This is a genomic window from Marinobacter fuscus, assembly GCF_003007675.1.
Lineage (GTDB): Bacteria > Pseudomonadota > Gammaproteobacteria > Pseudomonadales > Oleiphilaceae > Marinobacter > Marinobacter fuscus.
This window is the reverse complement of the sequence record NZ_PXNP01000019.1, coordinates 81,829-98,721: the sequence shown is the minus strand read 5'-3', so window position 1 is coordinate 98,721 and position 16,893 is coordinate 81,829. Positions and strand designations below refer to the sequence as shown.

Here is a 16,893-nt window from a genome sequence, read left to right as displayed (position 1 = left end):
ATCTGGTCTGCCTGTCGCTTAACCTCAGGCGGATGAGTTCGCTGATGAGGCTGACATAGGCAATCTGAGGCGGCGTGCCGGGCCGTGCTGAGTGGTCGGGCTACGGTTGTGAACTTGCCTATAACCGTCTTGATTGCCTGAATAGAAAATCGTGACTCTATCCGGTTGGATACTGCGCATATACTCTCGGGCACAACCGTGATTCGGCGCGGCGGAGGCAATTGCTCAAAACACTTCTGCCGCGCAGACTCCTAGCTGTATATTGTCCAATGGCACCTTCGGTGTTTTTCAAGACAGTTGGCACTGATTTCTCCGTTTAAGCGACGCCTTTCTCTACCACTCGCTTTTCCGAATTCAACGTGGTTGAGCCGACGGGCTCACAATTCCTGATGGGGCGACGGCCCCATCGACCTGGAGTTCTCTTTTTTGCCTGCTCCAGAACCCGCTGACGCTGGGCGAGGATAGCGGCGTCCTCACCACTGTGGCGCTCATGCGGTGTTACGAACCGCAGCTTGCTGTGCTTGTGCTCATGGTTGTACCAGTTGACGAAGCGGTCGACCCAGCGCCGGGCTTCCTCCAGGCTGTTAAATCCCGATGAAGGCCATCCCGGGCGGTATTTCAGAGTCCGGAACAGGGACTCCGAGAACGCGTTGTCATTACTAACCCGGGGTCGACTGTAAGACGGCAGGACACCCAGCTCTTCCAGCTTTGCTTTCATCGTCTGCGCCTTCATCGGGGCTCCGTTATCCGAGTGCAGCACCAGAGGCCGGTGGAGGCACTGCTCTCGCAGCAGGCAACGCTGAAACAGCCCTGCAGCATAGTCGCCGCTCTCAGTCTCGTAGACTTCGTAACCCACGATCTTGCGGCTGTATACGTCTTCAAACATGTACAAGTAATAGAACTGCCCACGCACGGTTGAAGCGGTAGAGTAAGAGGCAGGGCGTAGTCGAACTATCTCCCTGCCTCTCCTCTCCGAACCGGACGTGCACCTTTCAGCGCATCCGGCTCTCCGCTTAAACGCTGGCGAAGGCCATAGCAACTTCGGGAAAGCGAGAGGTCCACGTGTTTCTGGACTCTGTCCTCAGGTAGGGATTACCCTCTGGAAGACGCCAACGGAATCGCTTTTTCCCGTGACCGACGAGTCGGTACAGGATGGCGCCACTAAATAGCCCCTGATTGGTTTTGCCATACAGCACCCAAGTCTTACTTTGACCTGAAGCCGGGGCTTTGAACCAATGACGCATCAGCGGTTTGAGCCGGGAGCGATATTTGCGGCCCAGCCAATGGGCCAGTTTCCAGAACACGACACCATCGATGTAGCTGAAGACTTTCGCTTTGTAATCGACGAACTGGTAGAACGCCGCCCAGCCTTTCAGCTTTCGGTTGATGGATTCGACCATGTCGATTTTGCTTTCACTATAATTGCCTGACAGCTTGGCGGTTAAAGATGCTGCAAAGTTACGTGCCTTATCCCGGGGGATTGTCGTCACCACCCGCATGTCGCCATAGCGGCTCCGCTTGCGGATGATGCGATGCCCCAGGAACACGAAGCCGTCATTCACATGGGTAATCTTGGTCTTATCCATGTTCAGTGTCAGCTTGAGAGTTCCTTCCAGCATCTCCCGGCATTCTTCTCTAATCGCCTCTGCCTGGGCTTTGGTGCCCTTGACGATAACCACAAAGTCATCGGCATAGCGGCAGTAGGCGACGGCTGGCTTCCATTGTCGGTTCTCTCGGATGGCTGAGCTTCGACCGATTCGGATACTGTGGTTCCAGTACCATCGATCCTTTCGGGCCTTTTTGCCGAGGTAGCGCCTATTCAGGTACTGATCGAACTCATGCAACATGATATTCGATAGCAGTGGCGATATAACACCGCCCTGAGGTACGCCCTCACTTGCTGCCCGGAAAAGACCTGCATCAATATGACCGGCTTTTATGAATCGCCAGAGAAGGTTCAGGAACCGTCGGTCCCTGATTCTGCGACGTACAGCTTTCATCAGAAGCCGGTGATGCACGGTATCAAAGTAGCTGGACAGATCCCCTTCAATGACCCAGCGTCCGCGCGTTTCCTTATTGTCCGTCAGTTGCAGTTTCACTGTACGGATCGCGTGATGAACGCTCCGCTCCGGTCGGAACCCGTAGGAGAGCGTATGGAAGTCGCTCTCCCACATGGGCTCCATCGCCATTAACATGGCCCGTTGAACGATGCGGTCGCGTAGGGTCGGGATACCCAGTGGTCGTTGCTTGCCGTTGGCCTTTGGGATATACACCCTTCGGGCCTGTAACGGCTGGTAAACATCGGAGAGTAAATCACTCCTGATCTGTTGAAGAATAGCCGGCAGCCTGTCCTGCACAGTCAGCTTGATCTCTCCGTCTATCCCGGGCGTGTTTGCCCCTTTGGAAGACAGAGTGACCCGAGCCGCTTCTGCGAGCCAGTCAGGCTGTGCTATCAGGCGCAACAACCTGTCCACCCGGCGGGTGGGGTCGGTTGTTGTCCAGGTCGCTAGCTTGCGTTGCATTTCGCTGATTATCAAAGGTCTTCACCTTGTTTGGTCAGGTAGTTTGCTTGGCAAACACGTTTAAACTGCTCCCCTTCGCCATGTAATGGGCTTTCCCCATCGCGGACTACTACGGGAGCTCCGCCAGTCAACTTGGCATCGGGGTCATGCCCCCTTGGCATCCAATATTGACCTTCCCCGGTTTACCTATCTGGACTCCAGCATGCTGAGGAGGCTGCCCATCGCACTCTTTACCCTTGCTTGCCGCAAGTTGACAGGAAGCAGCAGTCCAATCTGTGATGGATACTGCTGAACCGAAGCCCGAGCTACCAATTTGGACTTCTTCGTTTGGCAGCGCCTATGCGTCATGCTGCCCAACCTTCCCGTACGGCTTATCAGGTCACGTAAGCCGTGGTGACATTTCAACCCACAGAGGCGGATGAATGGGTTCATGTTCTTCAGCCTTTCAGCACTCAGCCTTGAGGATCATCTTGGCTTAGTGACCTCGCCTCAATCCCCGTTGTCAGCGGGTTACATCACCCTGCGGGCATACCGCAGGTCACTGCCGCTCAGGCTCACCACCCTCACAGTGGGTGGGATTGATTGGTTACTTCCTCCTGAATTACCGGTTCAATATTCCAGATAGACTCGTGGTCCATTTGAGCTTCCATGCTCGCCCTGGACTCCGGGCACACCAGTAGGTAATGTCCCAGCACCACACCTCACACGGGCCGGAGGCATGATGTGTGGTCGCTTCCCGGGACCGCTGCGGTGCGAGGCTTTGTCCCCGATGGTTCAACTGGTTGTGGGCTTTGAGTATCCGGTAGAACGACGACTCCGAGGCCAGGTACAGCCCCTCGTCTATCAGCGATGGCACGATTTGAGACGGCGGCAGGCTCTCATAGCGGGCCGAGTTACAGGTCGACAGGATTTGCTGGCGCTCTGCTTCACTGAGCTTGTTGGCCGGCCTGGGGCGCACAGCGTCCGGGCGCTTATCGGGCTGAACCTCGCCTTCACGGAACCAGCGGCGATAGGTACGCAAGCCAATGCCAGCTTCTCCACAGGCCTTGAACAGCCGGGCTCCGGCGCTCATGGCTTCCTGAATCAGGTTGATCATTACCCTGCGCTCAGGGACCGAGGTTAGTCGTCCTCGTTGTCGTTTTCCCAGAGCGCATCCAGCTTTTTTCGCAGCACCAGCAGTGCAGCGGTTTCGGCCAAAGCCTTTTCCTTGTGGCGCAATTCACGCTCAAGTTTCTTGATCTGCTTCTGGTCTGACTGACTCTTTTTGCGAAGTTGCTTTTCCCGCTCGGCACTGCGCTGGAAGCCTTGCAGGGACTCTTCTTTCCAGCGCCGGACTTGCTCAGGGTAAAGCCCTTTTTCCCGGCAGTACTGGCTGAGTTCTTCTTCGGACAGCGCGGCTGTCTCAATCACGGTTGCCAGCTTTGCTTCTGCTGACCACTGGTCTGACTTGGCTTTGGAACCGGGCACCGGGCGTCCTTCATCTCTGGCTTGTGTCCGCCAATTGTAAAGGGTTTGATCCGAAATGCCTTCCTGCCGCGCCAAAGCAGCAACGGTCATACTATGAGGCGGCGATAACTTCGCCAGCACGGCGGCTTTACGTTCTTCGGAATAGCGAGGCACTATCAACACCTGAACCGCCCAACTGGTTAAAAATTAAGTAGTGCCAACTATCCTGCCAGAGGGGGGCATACCCGTTTCTTTTTCATCACGAGGAAAGGCGGATGCCGGCAGCGAGGATTTCCATGCGACAAATCATCGAGGTCTTGCGCCTCAAGTACGAAGCGGGCCTGAGCCATGAGCGCATTGCCCGTGCCTGCGGCCTCTCCAAGGGCGTGGTAGGCAAGTACGTCAGCCTGGCCACCGCGCAGGGCCTCACCTGGCCGTTGCCGGAAGGCACGGACGAAGCTCGGCTGGAAACCCAGCTGTTCCCGGCCAAGACGCCCCCATCTCGCTTTGCCGAGCCCGACTACTTCCAGGTCCATCAGGAGCTGAAGACCAAGGGCGTGACCCTGCAACTGCTATGGGCCGAGTACGTGGAACGCCACGGCGACAAAGCCCGACGATACAGCCAGTTCTGCCATCACTACCGGCTCTGGCGAGGTCGGCAGAGACGCAGCATGAGCCAGGTTCATCGGGCCGGGGAAAAGATTTTTATCGACTACTGTGGCCCCACCGTGCTGGTGGTGGACCGCAACACCGGTGAGATGCGTAAGGCCCAGGTCTTTGTGGCCGTGCTGGGCGCGTCCAGCTATACCTTCGCCGAGGCCACCTGGAGCCAGAGCCTGCCGGACTGGATCGCCTCCCACCAGCGGATGCTAGCGTTCTACGGTGGGGTGCCGGAACTGCTGGTTCCGGACAATCTCAAGGCAGCGGTCACCAAGGCAGACCGATACACTCCCCGGATCAACGAGACCTACGCGGAACTGGCCGCCCATTACCAGACGGCGGTGTTGCCGGCACGCCCCTACAAGCCCAAGGACAAAGCAAAGGCTGAAGCCGCTGTGCTGCTGGTTGAACGCTGGATCCTGGCCCGGTTGCGGCACCGAACGTTCTTCTCACTGGCCGAACTGAACTCGGCGATTGCAGACCTGCTACCGGCACTGAACCAGCGCCCGTTCCAGGGGCGCTCCGAGAGCCGCCAGAGCCTGTTCGAAGCGCTGGACCGACCCGCGCTGAAGCCACTGCCGGCAACGCGCTACGTCTATGCCGAGTGGCGTAAGGCACGACCGGGCATCGACTACCACATCGAGATCGACAAACGGCTGTACAGCGTGCCTCACGCTCTCGTGGGCGTGAAGCTGGATGTACGGGTGACCGACACCGCCGTGGAAGTCATGCACAAGGGCCAGCGGGTAGCGTTGCATCCGCGCCACGGCAAGAGCCGCTTCGTCACCCTGACCGAGCACATGCCCAAGTCCCACCAGGTCCATCAGAACTGGTCTCCCGGGCGGTTCCTGAACTGGGCCACGGACATCGGTCCCGCCACGCTCGACGTGGTACAGCGACAGCTTAAGGATCGCCCTCATCCGGAGCATGGTTACCGAGCATGCCTGGGTCTGCTGAACCTCAGTCGCCGCTACAGCCGTGACCGCCTGGAGCAGGCTTGTAGCCGAGCACTGGCCATCAACTCGGCCAGCTACCAGAGCATCAGCTCAATCCTGAAGCAGGGGCTGGATCAACTGCCTCTTCCCCTGACCGAGGAAGAACCAGAGCTGGCCGATCTGCCAGTACACACCAACGTTCGCGGCCCCCATTACTACCACTGATCCCGGAGACACTGATGTTGACTCACAACACCCTCGATACCCTGCGACAGCTCAAACTGACCGGCATGTGCGATGCCCTGGAACAACAGCGGGCGCAGCCCGAAACCCACGACCTGGCGTTCGAGGAGCGTCTGGCCCTGCTAGTAGATCGCGAAGTAATGCACCGCGAAAACCGGCGACTGGAGCGGCTGCTCAAGGCCGCCCGTCTGCGTGTGCCGGCCTGCATTGAAGACATCGACTACCACCACCCGAGAGGGCTGGAGCGCTCTCGCATGGCCGGACTGGCCAGCTGTGACTGGATCCGCCAATCCCTGAACCTGTGCATCACCGGCCCGACCGGTTGCGGAAAGACCTGGCTGGCGTGCGCCCTGGGCAACCAGGCCTGCCGGCAGGGGCTCTCGGTTCGCTACCTGCGAGTACCGCGCCTGTTCGAACAACTGCGCATCGCCCACGGCGATGGCAGCTACGCCCGCCTGATGATCCAGCTGCTGAAAACCGACTTGTTGATCCTGGACGACTGGGGCATGCAGAAGGTCACCGCACAACAGCGACAGGATCTGATGGAAGTGATTGAGGACCGCCACGGCAGGGGCTCAACGCTCATTGCCAGCCAGTTACCAACGGAGCATTGGCACGATTACATCGGCTCCGCCACGCTCGCCGACGCCATCCTGGACCGGCTCCTGCACGGCGCTCACCGGCTCAATCTGAAGGGAGAATCACTGCGAAAAGCGAAAACACAAAAGACGGAATCGGTTGACCCATCGTGACCGCTCAGAGTACAAAATCGACTCCAGCGTGATGGCCGTGTGCAAATCGGTCACGATCCCCGGAATGACCGGTCACGTTCGCCGGAATACGCATATATTTGACCAGACTCTGGAGCCAGTGGATTTTGATGCTGACAGAGCCCTCGGTGCGCTTTTCCACTTCATCCGCCCACCAGAGTAGCGCGTCATTGGTCGGACGGTCGGTTGGGGGTGCCGGTGTAGAAAAATTCAAGGTTCTGGCATCTACATCAGCTGCATTCAGGCCAGAGGCTAGAGCCAGTGACAGTGTGAGTACGGAAAATACCTTTGGGAGTGCCAGACGGCTTAGGGATTTCATTTTATAACCTCAGTTTATTGTTGTGTTTTGGCTTGCACCCGGAACATCAGTCTAGGTAGAGCGGATGAGGAGACCAATGACAGATGCGATGAACTTGATTGGCAATTCTGTGCACCGCCAGGAGAGCCCGGTGGTGCAATTATAATGATCTGATTAAAGCGGCTTTTTAGGGTTTTCCTCCGGCGCACACAAGTACCTGACCACTGACATAATCGGATTCTGGAATACAAAGCATGTAGACTGCACCCGCAGCCTCCTCTGGTTTGCCACCGCGGCCAAGAGGAATGGTTTTTTCCGCCATTTGCAGAATTTCAGGGCGTACGCCGACCTTGATTTTCTTACCTTCAATATCAATGCTGGCATCTGCATCTGCGGGGGATTCGGTTAGACGGGTCATGATCAAGCCGAAAGCGACACTGTTAACGTTGACGTTATAACGCCCCCACTCCTTTGCCATGGCCTTTGTCATACCGTTTACACCGGCTTTCGCCGCGGCGTAGTTGATCTGACCTGCATTGCCGTAAACGCCAGCTGTGGATGAAATGTTCACTACCTTTCGGTGGACCGGTGTGCCGGCTTCAATTTCTTTCTTGGCGGCTTCACGGATAAAACCGGAAGCAGCTCGCAGAATTCGAAAGGGTGCGGTCAGGTGAACGGAGAGAATGGCTTCCCACTGTTCGTCTGACATTTTCTGAACAACGTTGTCCCAAGTGTACCCGGCATTGTTAACGATGATGTCGATGCCGCCAAAGCTATCGAGAGCGGTTTTGACAAAGCGGTCAGCAAACTCTGTCTCAGTAACGCTGCCGGTGCAGACGACAGCCTCGCCCCCAGAGGATCGAATTTCGTCAACGGTCTGTTGGGCAGGTTCTTGGTCAAGATCGTTGACCACTACGCGAGCACCCTCGCTGGCTAGCTTTAATGCAATCTCGCGGCCGATGCCCCGGCCTGAACCTGTGATCAGTGCAACTTTTCCGGCAAGTTTCTGTGTCATGTACATCGTCTCCTGAGTTAGTTAAGTATCACTGCAGCGCAATTACAGCATCGCCCGAGAGTTTGGCTTGTCCCTGCTGATCGCAAGTGCTCAGGGCCAGGCGGATTCTGTTCTCATGCCCGACTGTGAATTTTTCAGTGACTTCCGCCTTGCAGGTGATCTGGTCGTGTATCTGGGTAATGGACACGAAACGGACACCAAAGCTGCGAATGGCCTCCTGTGGTACCCAGTTGGTCAGTAGCCGGCCGAGCCAGGCCATCGACAACATGCCGTGGGCAAAGACATCTGGCATGCCTGCGCTCTTGGCAAAATCCGAATCCACGTGGATCGGGTTGTGATCGCCCGAGGCTCCACAATAAAGCGCGAGGGTATGCCTGGAGATCGGTGGCAGTTTCAGGCTGGCAATCTGATCACCAACCTGAATGTCATCAAAACGCTGAAGCTTTTCTGTCATCTCTGTTTCCTTAACCATTGCGGGACACGGTCACGCTGTGCAGATCGGCAACGTGAGTACCCAGCTGGTTGGTAACGGTGGTTTTGCGAACCACAAACTCTAGGAGTCCGTTCTTTTTGTCGTAGATGTCTTCGACGCTTTGCTCAAAGGTCAGTACATCGCCTGCATAAGCCATCTCGTGATAGGTGAAACTCTGCTCTCCATGGAGCAGCTTCCGGTAATCAAGGCCGAGCAAGTCTCTGAATGCATCCTTGTCCGGAGATGCAGATTCCAGACAGAAAAAGAAGGTTGGTGGTACCGGAAGACCCCTGTGGCCAGCTGTCTTTGCCGCTGATTCGTCAATGTAAACCGGGTCAGTCTGCCCGGTAGCTTTCGCAAAAAAGCACAGCTGTCCCTTTTCTACAGCAACCGAAAATTGCGGCATTTTGTGGCCAATAAACTTGCGGTCAATCATGATGCTGACCTCAGACTTTTTGATAGAGCGTGACAACACAGGCGCCGCCCAGCCCCAGGTTGTGTTGCAGACCAAAGCGCGCACCCTCAACCTGTCGCTTGTCAGCATTTCCGCGCAACTGGGAAACCAGTTCGTAGCACTGGGCAAGGCCTGTCGCGCCAAGAGGGTGACCCTTGGACAGGAGGCCGCCAGACGGATTGGTTACAACCCGGCCACCGTAGGTGTTATCACCATCAAGAATGAACTTCTCCGCTGTGCCTTCCGGAGTTAGCCCCAGTCCTTCATAGGTGATCAGCTCGTTTGCTGTGAAACAGTCGTGGAGCTCTACCACCTTAATGTCTTCCGGGCCAACACCGGCAGCCTCGTATACCTGTTCTGCTGCAGATACAGTCATGTCGTAACCCACGACTTTGCACATGTCGTCGCTGTCAAATGTGCTGACGGTATCGGTCGTCATGGCCTGGGCGGCAATGACGACATCCGTATTCAGATTGTGCTTTCTTGCGAACTCCGGAGAACACACAATTGCGGCGGCAGCACCGCAGGTTGGAGGGCAGCACTGATATCGGGTGAGCGGGCCGTAGACCGTTGGTGAAGACATGATTTCTTCGAGGGTGAGTTCCTGACGGAATACCGCCAGTGGATTACGAGCTGCGTGCTGGCGGGCCTTGACAGAAATTCTGCCCAGCGTGTCAGGGCTGACGCCGTATTTTTTGATGTAATCTGCGCCAGCTCCACCAAAGAACTGAGCGGCTCTCGGTGCATTTGGATCGGTGCCCTGATGGGCATCCATCGCATGCGCAAATCGCTCCATTGGGGATGGGCGATCTGTGTAAGCTCCCTTTAGTGCGCCAGGGGTCATTTGTTCAAAGCCCAGTGCAATGGCGCAATCAATCATACCGCTGGCGACCGCCTGGCGGGCAAGGAATAGTGCAGTAGAGCCAGTGGAGCAGTTATTGTTGACGTTAATAACGGGAATTCCGGTCAGTCCGACACCATAGACGGCAGCTTGGCCAGACGTCGAGTCACCGTAAACGTAACCAACAAACGCTTGTTGTACCAAACTGTAATCAACTCCAGCGTCCTCGAGTGCGAGTTTTGCGGCGCGGGCACCCATCACGTGGTAGGGTTCGCTGGCTCCGGGCTTGGTAAAAGGGATCATCCCGATGCCTGCTACGTGTACAGGTTTTTGAGAAAAAGACATAATTACTCCTTGATGTTTGTTGTTCAGGTATTTATTCGCTGGCTTCAAGTGACTGTTTTCTCTGCCACGGATAGCCATGTTCCTGCACCTCGCGCTCAACCTCTGCAATGTGTGTCATCAGGCGTTCATGCAATTCGTGCGCAGCCGGATTACGCTTGGCAATGTCATTAATGTACTCCTCGATTGCGGGAGCCATGTCTTGCTCCCAGGCGGCTCGCTGGGCTTCATTCAGGGTGTAGTATTCAACCGGATACCTTGGGTGATTCTGTAGCAGCTGGATGCTCTGTTCGGCTTCTTCCAGCCCGGCTTTTGTCATCTTTTCGCTGAACAGTGGTTCCAATTCCAGAAAGACCTCGCGCTCTTTGTCTGTCAGGCTTTTCCATACTCGTGCATTCATCATGACCGGAATCAGCGACTGGCCGATCGTGGTATTGACCACATGCTTGGCCACTTCGTTGTGTTTGTATGGCGCAATGACATATAGATAGCTTTGTGCACCATCGATAGTTCCTCGCTCCAGAGCGGAATAGATGTCCGTAAAGGTGATGTTGACCGGCGTGACATTCCACTTGCTGTTCGTTCGGGCAGAGATGGCTCGTGGTGTCATGCGAACTTTGTCGCCTTTGAAGTCATCCGGAGTCAGGTAGGGGCGTGTGGTGCTGATGTTCACTCTCACGCCGCTGGAGTAGTAACCGATAGGCCGTAGGCCGTTTTGGGCGCTCTCTTATTCCAAAGGGGTAAAGCCATTGGTAGCGCGGCGCCAGGCTTCGGTAGCAATGTAGTTGTCGCCTGATCCGGTTTCAGTCTGGGTGATTGCCCACAAAGGATTTCTGGCGGCGGTATATTCGGGCGTTACATCGCCGATATCGGCGACACCCGATTGGATGCCCCGGGCTGCATCCCTGAATGCGACGAGGCTCTGAAGCCAGTGCACTTTGATCTCGATGGTTCCGCCTGTCCGGGCGTTTACTTCATCAACCCACCACCTCAGGACATCGTTGGTCGGGCGCTCCGTTGGCGGGCGTGGAGTGGCAAAGTTAAGTGTGCGCGCATCGGCCTGCGCTGTCTGAAAACCGGCTGCCAGAGCGAGCATCAAAACAGTGGATGTGGCGAATCTGATCAGTTTTCGTGGCTTTTTTGTCGTCATGTTGCTTTCTCTCATTGTTGTTTTTGTCTGAAGTTCCGACGCTGATTTTCTGCTTACTGAGCCAGAATATTGCCTTCGTGCGCCGCTACCAATGGCGGATTTGGCTATCCTGATTGACAAAACTGTGCACTCTGGTGGCTAGTATTTGGGATGCGTTGCTAGGGTTCTGGGGGGTGGCTTATCGTTTAAGAAGGTCTTGATCGCTGCTCACAAATGTGTGACATTTGACATTATTCAGGCGAATATCGAACTATGGTTCCGAATATCGAACATTTTTAAGGTTCGGAACTATCGTTTACTTACCCATACAACATTTTTGGAGGCCCCGATGGCACTAGATAAAGACACCTTGAACCAGTTCGTGGATAGCGTCAGGCGGTATGTCCGTGAACGCCTTGTTCCTCTGGAAATGCAAGTGGCCGAGGAAGACCGGATTCCCGAAGAAGTAATCAATGAAATGAAAGAGATGGGCCTGTTCGGCTTATCCATTCCTGAAGAGTTCGGTGGTCTTGGTTTGACCATGGCTGAGGAGGTAGCCGTAATTCAAGAGATGGGGTACACGTCGCCAGTTTTCCGTTCCATGTTTGGTACCAACGTAGGCATCGGGTCTCAAGGGATTGTTATTGACGGAACTCCTGAGCAGAAGGCCCACTACCTGCCGAAAATGGCGAGCGGTGAATTGATTGGTTCTTTTGCGTTGACGGAGCCGGATGCGGGGTCTGATGCGGGTTCGGTTACTACGATGGCGCGTCGGGAAGGTGACGAATACGTTATCAATGGCACCAAACGTTACATCACCAACGCGCCGCGTGCGGGTGTTTTTACGCTGATGGCTCGTACCGGAACCAAAGAAGAGGGTGGTCGGGGTGTGTCTGCATTTCTGGTAGATGCTGACCTGCCCGGTATTACTTTGGGTAAGCCGGACAAGAAAATGGGCCAGAAGGGTGCCCATACCTGTGACGTAATTTTCGAGAACGTTCGTGTACCGGCGTCTGCTTTGATTGGCGGAAAAGAAGGGCAGGGGTTCAAGACGGCCATGAAGGTTCTAGACCGGGGCCGACTGCATATCAGTGCGTTGAGCGTCGGGACGGCGAAGCGCTTGATCGAGGAAAGCGTTAATTATTCAACCCAGCGCAAGCAGTTCGGAACCGAAATTTCTAACTTCCAGCTGGTTCAGGCCATGCTCGCAGACAGTCAGATGGAATACTATGCCGGCAAGTGCATGGTGGAAGAAGCGGCAAGATCCTATGACGCAGGTGAGTCAGTGTCTATGAATGCTTCATGCTGCAAGTTGTTCTGCACTGAGATGGTCGGCCGTGTTGCTGATCGCGCTGTGCAGGTTCATGGTGGCGCCGGTTACATCGGTGAGTACTGTGTAGAACGATTCTATCGTGACGTTCGTCTGTTCCGTCTGTACGAGGGGACCTCGCAGATCCAACAGCTGGTCATTGCCAAGCACCTGATCCGTGATGCTCAGAACGCTTGATAATCGGAGAGATTAAAATGTCAGGTCCATTATCAGGCATTCGTGTACTGGATTTGTCCCGTGTGATGGCGGGGCCATGGAGTACCCAGATTATGGCGGATCTGGGTGCGGAAGTTATCAAGGTTGAGCGCCCGGGGCTCGGTGACGACACCCGCCAGTGGGGCCCGCCCTGGCTGAAAGACAAGGATGGTCAGCCAACAGCCCAGTCGGCTTATTATTTGTCGGCAAATCGGGGCAAGCACTCGGTAACAATTGATCTGGGTAGTGAGGAAGGGCAACAGTTGGTCCGTGAACTAGCGGCGGACTGCGATATCCTGGTTGAAAACTTTAAAACCGGTGGCCTGGCCAAGAAGGGCCTGGGCTATGATGATCTGGCCAAGGTGAATCCAGGCTTGATCTATTGCTCGATCACAGGATTCGGTCAGACCGGTCCGATGGCCAGTTACCCGGGCTATGATTATTTGATTCAGGCGCAGGCTGGGCTGATGAGTATCACCGGCGTTGCCGATGGTGATCCGGGTGCCGGCCCTCAGCGAGTTGGCATGGCGGTAGCTGACCTGACCACCGGCATGAACGCCACCATTGCCATTTTGTCGGCCTTGCATCACCGGTCGAAGACCGGGGAGGGGCAGTACATAGACATGGCTTTGCTGGACGTTCAGGTCAGCTGGTTGGCAAATCAGGCGCTTAACTATTTCTGCAGCGGTGAGATTCCTACTCGGACGGGAGAGTACCACCCGAACCTCACGCCGTATCAGCCATTCCCCACAAGTGATGGGCAGGTAGTAATTGCAGTGGGTAACGATGCCCAGTTCAGACGCCTGTGTGAAGTGATTGGGTGTCCGGAAATCCCTGAAGATCCGCGATTTGAGAACAATCCGCAGCGTGTTGCGCACCGGCAGGAATTAGTCGGCAAGATCTGTGAACGGACCCGGACTGGCACCAGTCGTGAATGGATGGAAAAGCTTGTCGCTGTGGGTGTGCCCTGTGGCCCGATTCAGAATATCTCGGAGGTTTTTGACGATCCGCAGGTCCAGGCGCGTAACATGAAGTTGGAGCTCGAGCATCCGGGTATTGGCCCGGTGCCGGGCATTGCGAATCCAATTAAATTCTCCAAAACACAGCAGAGCTACAAGAAGGCGCCTCCGCTGCTGGGGGAAGACACGGATTCTGTCTTGAGCCGAGTGCTTGGAAAGTCTGTAGGTGATATCAAGGCGCTGCGTGATAAAGGCATAATCTAGACAGCGCTGTTTCTGTTATACAGAGTCGAACCCTGCCTCGCAGAGGGCGGGTTCGACTCTTTTTTTTAGAAGGGGAAAATCGGTATGTTGGTTACTTATGAGCTGGTTGGTGACTTGGGCGTTATTACCATCAATAACCCACCGGTAAACGCACTGTCACAAAAGGTGCGTCAGGGCTTGGTGGAAGCAATTGCGGAAGCTCAGACAGATAACTCAAAGGCGATCGTCTTGATTTGCGAGGGCCGAACCTTTGCGGCAGGGGCGGATATCAAGGAATTTGGCAAGCCACCGATGGCCCCCTCCTTTCCGGAAATGAACGAAGCTGTTGAATCTTCCGCAAAGCCAGTGATTGCCGCATTACACGGAACCGCTCTGGGCGGCGGTTTTGAGCTGGCGCTCAGCTGTCACTATCGCTGTGCGCTAAAAACCGCGGCTGTGGGCCTGCCGGAAGTTAATTTGGGTATCTTGCCTGGTGCTGGTGGAACGCAGCGTTTGCCAAGACTGGTAGGCGTGGAAACAGCCCTGGATGTCATTACCTCAGGCAAACGAGTAGCGGCGCCGAAAGCTCTGGAGCTGGGCATGGTTGACCGTGTGGTCGAGGAGCCCCTGCAGGAATTGGCTTTGGCTTACGCCCGATCCCTTCTGGACGAGGGCGCGCCACTGCGCCGGATCAGAGATCTTGAGGTGCCTGCAGCCCAAGGCAGTGCAGATGTCTTCGAAGTATGGCGCAAGAACATGGCCAAGCGCCGGCGCGGGCAGGTTGCTCCCCAGAAGATCGTGGATTGTGTGGAAGCGGCGGTCTCGAAACCCTTTGAGGACGGCCTGCAATTCGAAAGGGCGAGTTTTTTTGAGTGTGTCGGCTCTGACCAGGCAGCTGCGATGCGGCATATGTTCTTTGCCGAGCGCAAGGCCGCAGTTGTTGAGGGCCTTAGCGGAAACGCTGCAGTGAAACCCATCAACCGTGTTGGTATTATTGGTGCCGGCACCATGGGTGGCGGTATCGCAATGACCTTTGCCAATGCCGGAATCCCGGTCACGCTGCTGGAGCTTAACCAGGAGGCACTTGACCGTGGCCTCGCGCTGATCGCCAAGAACTACAGCATCACCGTCAGCAAGGGCAAAATGTCGCAGGAGGCTGCGGACAAACGTCAGGCCTTGATCACCGGCAGCACAAGCTATGACAGCCTGGCCGATGTCGATCTGGTTATCGAAGCCGTGTTTGAAAGCATGGATGTGAAACGGCAGGTTTTTGGTGAGCTTGACCGGGTGTGTAAGCCCGGGGCTATTCTTGCCTCAAATACCTCCTACCTTGATGTGAATGAAATCGCTGCCTGCACTTCGCGCCCGCAAGACGTGGTCGGGCTGCACTTTTTCAGCCCGGCGAATGTGATGCGCCTGCTGGAAGTAGTTCGTGCCGACGCCACATCTGAGGATGTGATCGCGACCTCTATGGCGCTGGGCAAGAAAATTGCTAAGGTGCCGGTTCTGGCTCGGGTGTGTTACGGCTTTATCGGCAATCGGATGCTGCGCCCATATGCGCGGGAAGCCCAGCTGTCGATGATTGAGGGGGCGTCACCTGAGCAGATTGACGGTGTCCTCACTCGTTTTGGTATGGCCATGGGGCCACTCGCGGTTGGTGATCTTGCCGGCCTGGATATCGGCTATAAGGCCCGTCAGGCCCTGACGCCTGAGCAAAAAGGCGACCCCCGCAGCTATTGCATTGCTGATGCGCTTGTGGAGATGGGACGTTTGGGGCAGAAATCTGGAGCGGGATATTACCGCTACGACCCAGAAACTCGGGCCAGGTCTTCGGACCCAGAGGTTCTGGAAGTGATTGAAGCGCAGGCCAAGGCCCATGGCGTTCAGCGCCGGACGATGAGCGATCAGGAAATTCTTGACCGGCACTTGATGGCGCTGATTAACGAGGGTTTCCACATTCTCGGCGAAGGCATTGCGCAAAGGCCCAGTGACATCGATGTGGTTTATGTGAATGGTTACGGCTTCCCGGTATTCCGCGGTGGCCCCATGTTCACTGCAAGTCAGATGGGGCTCAGGGAAGTGTACGACTGTATCTGTGCGCTCCGTGACAAAACGGGGGCAGATTACTGGCAGCCTGCACCGTTGCTGGAGCAACTGGCTCTTGAGGGGAAAACGCTTGATAGCTGGAGTGCTGATAAGAGATGATGCTGTTTTACCTCAGCTTTATGGACCGATCTAATGACTGATCAAAACAAGGATATGTCAGGAGCTGACAAGGAGTTTCTGACGACTTTTGCCCGCGGGCTGGAGGTTATCCGATCCTTTGATACTGATAATCCTTCTATGACGTTGTCTGCCGTTGCAGAGAAAAACGGGCTGTCCAGAGCGGCAGCCCGGCGGTTTTTGCTGACGTTACAGAAACTGGGCTATGTATCTCTGGAAGACAAAAAATTCAGGCTCACTGCAAAGGTACTGGAGCTTGGGTATGCCTACCTGGCGTCACTCGATTTTTCAGAAACCATCACTCCCCATCTGGAAAAGGTGGCTTACGAACTGGGTGAATCCTGCTCCGCACTCGTTCTGGATGGGGTTGATATCGTCTATGTGGCTCGTATTCCCCGCAGGGGCCTGATTCCGATCAATCTGCAGATTGGCGCAAGGCTGCCGGCCTATGCGACATCCGGTGGGCGTGTTCTGATGGCTTATCTTCAGCAGCCAGAACTGGAGGCGGTGTTCGAAAAGTCGCGTTTCGAGAAACATACGCCGAACACCAAGGGGCCGGACGAGCTGAGAGTGGAGCTTGAAAGGGTTCGAGAGCAAGGGTACGCGATTGTAGACCAGGAGTTGGAGCTGGGTATGCGTGCTGTTGCAGTCCCTGTTGTAGACCGGAGGGAGCAGGTGCGGTTTGCGCTCAACTCCAGTAGCCATGTCAGTTCTGTCACGCTGGAGCGAATCGTTGATGAGTATGTGCCGATAATGAGAACGGCTGCCCGTAACATAGCATCTGTGTTGCCCTGAACCTGTTCATGCGCGTAGCCG

13 protein-coding genes and 3 pseudogenes are annotated in these 16,893 nt (G+C 55.6%); 6 read left to right on the top strand and 10 right to left on the bottom strand.

Translation table 11 applies throughout. From position 1 onward, the window contains the following. Positions 1 to 316: 316 nt before the first annotated feature. The 3 genes and pseudogenes from C7H09_RS05335 to C7H09_RS20150 all read right to left on the bottom strand — a co-directional run. Positions 317 to 922, bottom strand: a pseudogene (locus C7H09_RS05335) (transposase); the annotation flags it as partial. Between the two features lie 91 nt (positions 923 to 1,013). After that, complete coding sequence (gene ltrA, locus C7H09_RS05330) at positions 1,014 to 2,537, bottom strand: group II intron reverse transcriptase/maturase (protein ID WP_099616115.1); 1,524 nt, start codon at positions 2,535 to 2,537, stop codon at positions 1,014 to 1,016. A 625-nt stretch (positions 2,538 to 3,162) separates the two neighbouring features. After that, positions 3,163 to 4,142, bottom strand: a pseudogene (locus C7H09_RS20150) (transposase); the annotation flags it as partial. A gap of 101 nt (positions 4,143 to 4,243) precedes the next feature. On the opposite strand from C7H09_RS20150, the gene istA reads away from it, so the two are divergent. Further along, positions 4,244 to 5,788, top strand: coding sequence for an IS21 family transposase (istA, locus tag C7H09_RS05310; RefSeq protein WP_165794788.1), 1,545 nt, complete (start codon positions 4,244 to 4,246; stop codon positions 5,786 to 5,788). 14 nt (positions 5,789 to 5,802) lie between these two features. Beyond that, a complete protein-coding gene (istB, locus tag C7H09_RS05305) occupies positions 5,803 to 6,558 on the top strand; it encodes an IS21-like element helper ATPase IstB (protein WP_106761569.1) in 756 nt (251 codons plus the stop codon). Positions 6,559 to 6,562: 4 nt separating this feature from the next. On the opposite strand, the gene C7H09_RS05300 is transcribed toward istB, so the two are convergent. From C7H09_RS05300 to C7H09_RS05270, 7 genes and pseudogenes are all read right to left on the bottom strand, one after another. Further along, a complete protein-coding gene (locus tag C7H09_RS05300) occupies positions 6,563 to 6,895 on the bottom strand; it encodes a type 2 periplasmic-binding domain-containing protein (RefSeq protein ID WP_106761568.1) in 333 nt (110 codons plus the stop codon). A gap of 166 nt (positions 6,896 to 7,061) precedes the next feature. After that, entirely contained in the window at positions 7,062 to 7,889 is an 828-nt protein-coding gene (locus tag C7H09_RS05295) for an SDR family NAD(P)-dependent oxidoreductase (RefSeq protein ID WP_106761567.1), read from the bottom strand. Between the two features lie 28 nt (positions 7,890 to 7,917). Continuing rightward, positions 7,918 to 8,343 (bottom strand): MaoC family dehydratase, encoded by a 426-nt coding sequence (locus tag C7H09_RS05290; protein ID WP_106761566.1) that lies wholly within the window; start codon positions 8,341 to 8,343, stop codon positions 7,918 to 7,920. 10 nt (positions 8,344 to 8,353) lie between these two features. Then, the gene (locus C7H09_RS05285) at positions 8,354 to 8,797 is read right to left on the bottom strand and encodes a MaoC family dehydratase N-terminal domain-containing protein (protein WP_106761565.1); all 444 of its coding nucleotides are present in this window, start codon (positions 8,795 to 8,797) and stop codon (positions 8,354 to 8,356) included. A 10-nt stretch (positions 8,798 to 8,807) separates the two neighbouring features. Beyond that, positions 8,808 to 10,001: a lipid-transfer protein gene (locus C7H09_RS05280; protein ID WP_106761564.1), complete on the bottom strand. Its 1,194-nt coding sequence runs from the start codon at positions 9,999 to 10,001 to the stop codon at positions 8,808 to 8,810. A gap of 31 nt (positions 10,002 to 10,032) precedes the next feature. Beyond that, positions 10,033 to 10,707, bottom strand: a pseudogene (locus C7H09_RS05275) (TRAP transporter substrate-binding protein); the annotation flags it as partial. An 18-nt stretch (positions 10,708 to 10,725) separates the two neighbouring features. Further along, positions 10,726 to 11,148 (bottom strand): type 2 periplasmic-binding domain-containing protein, encoded by a 423-nt coding sequence (locus tag C7H09_RS05270; RefSeq protein WP_133166205.1) that lies wholly within the window; start codon positions 11,146 to 11,148, stop codon positions 10,726 to 10,728. Between the two features lie 328 nt (positions 11,149 to 11,476). Here C7H09_RS05270 and C7H09_RS05265 point away from each other — a divergent pair, with 328 nt between their 5' ends. The 4 genes from C7H09_RS05265 (at position 11,477) to C7H09_RS05250 (ending at position 16,872) form a co-directional block, all read left to right on the top strand. Then, positions 11,477 to 12,634, top strand: coding sequence for an acyl-CoA dehydrogenase family protein (locus tag C7H09_RS05265; protein WP_106761561.1), 1,158 nt, complete (start codon positions 11,477 to 11,479; stop codon positions 12,632 to 12,634). Positions 12,635 to 12,651: 17 nt separating this feature from the next. Then, positions 12,652 to 13,875, top strand: a complete 1,224-nt coding sequence (locus C7H09_RS05260) for a CaiB/BaiF CoA transferase family protein (protein WP_106761560.1) — start codon at positions 12,652 to 12,654, stop codon at positions 13,873 to 13,875. 78 nt (positions 13,876 to 13,953) lie between these two features. Then, positions 13,954 to 16,059: a 3-hydroxyacyl-CoA dehydrogenase NAD-binding domain-containing protein gene (locus C7H09_RS05255; protein ID WP_420844174.1), complete on the top strand. Its 2,106-nt coding sequence runs from the start codon at positions 13,954 to 13,956 to the stop codon at positions 16,057 to 16,059. Between the two features lie 33 nt (positions 16,060 to 16,092). Beyond that, positions 16,093 to 16,872 (top strand): IclR family transcriptional regulator domain-containing protein, encoded by a 780-nt coding sequence (locus tag C7H09_RS05250; RefSeq protein WP_206074273.1) that lies wholly within the window; start codon positions 16,093 to 16,095, stop codon positions 16,870 to 16,872. Positions 16,873 to 16,893: the final 21 nt, after the last annotated feature.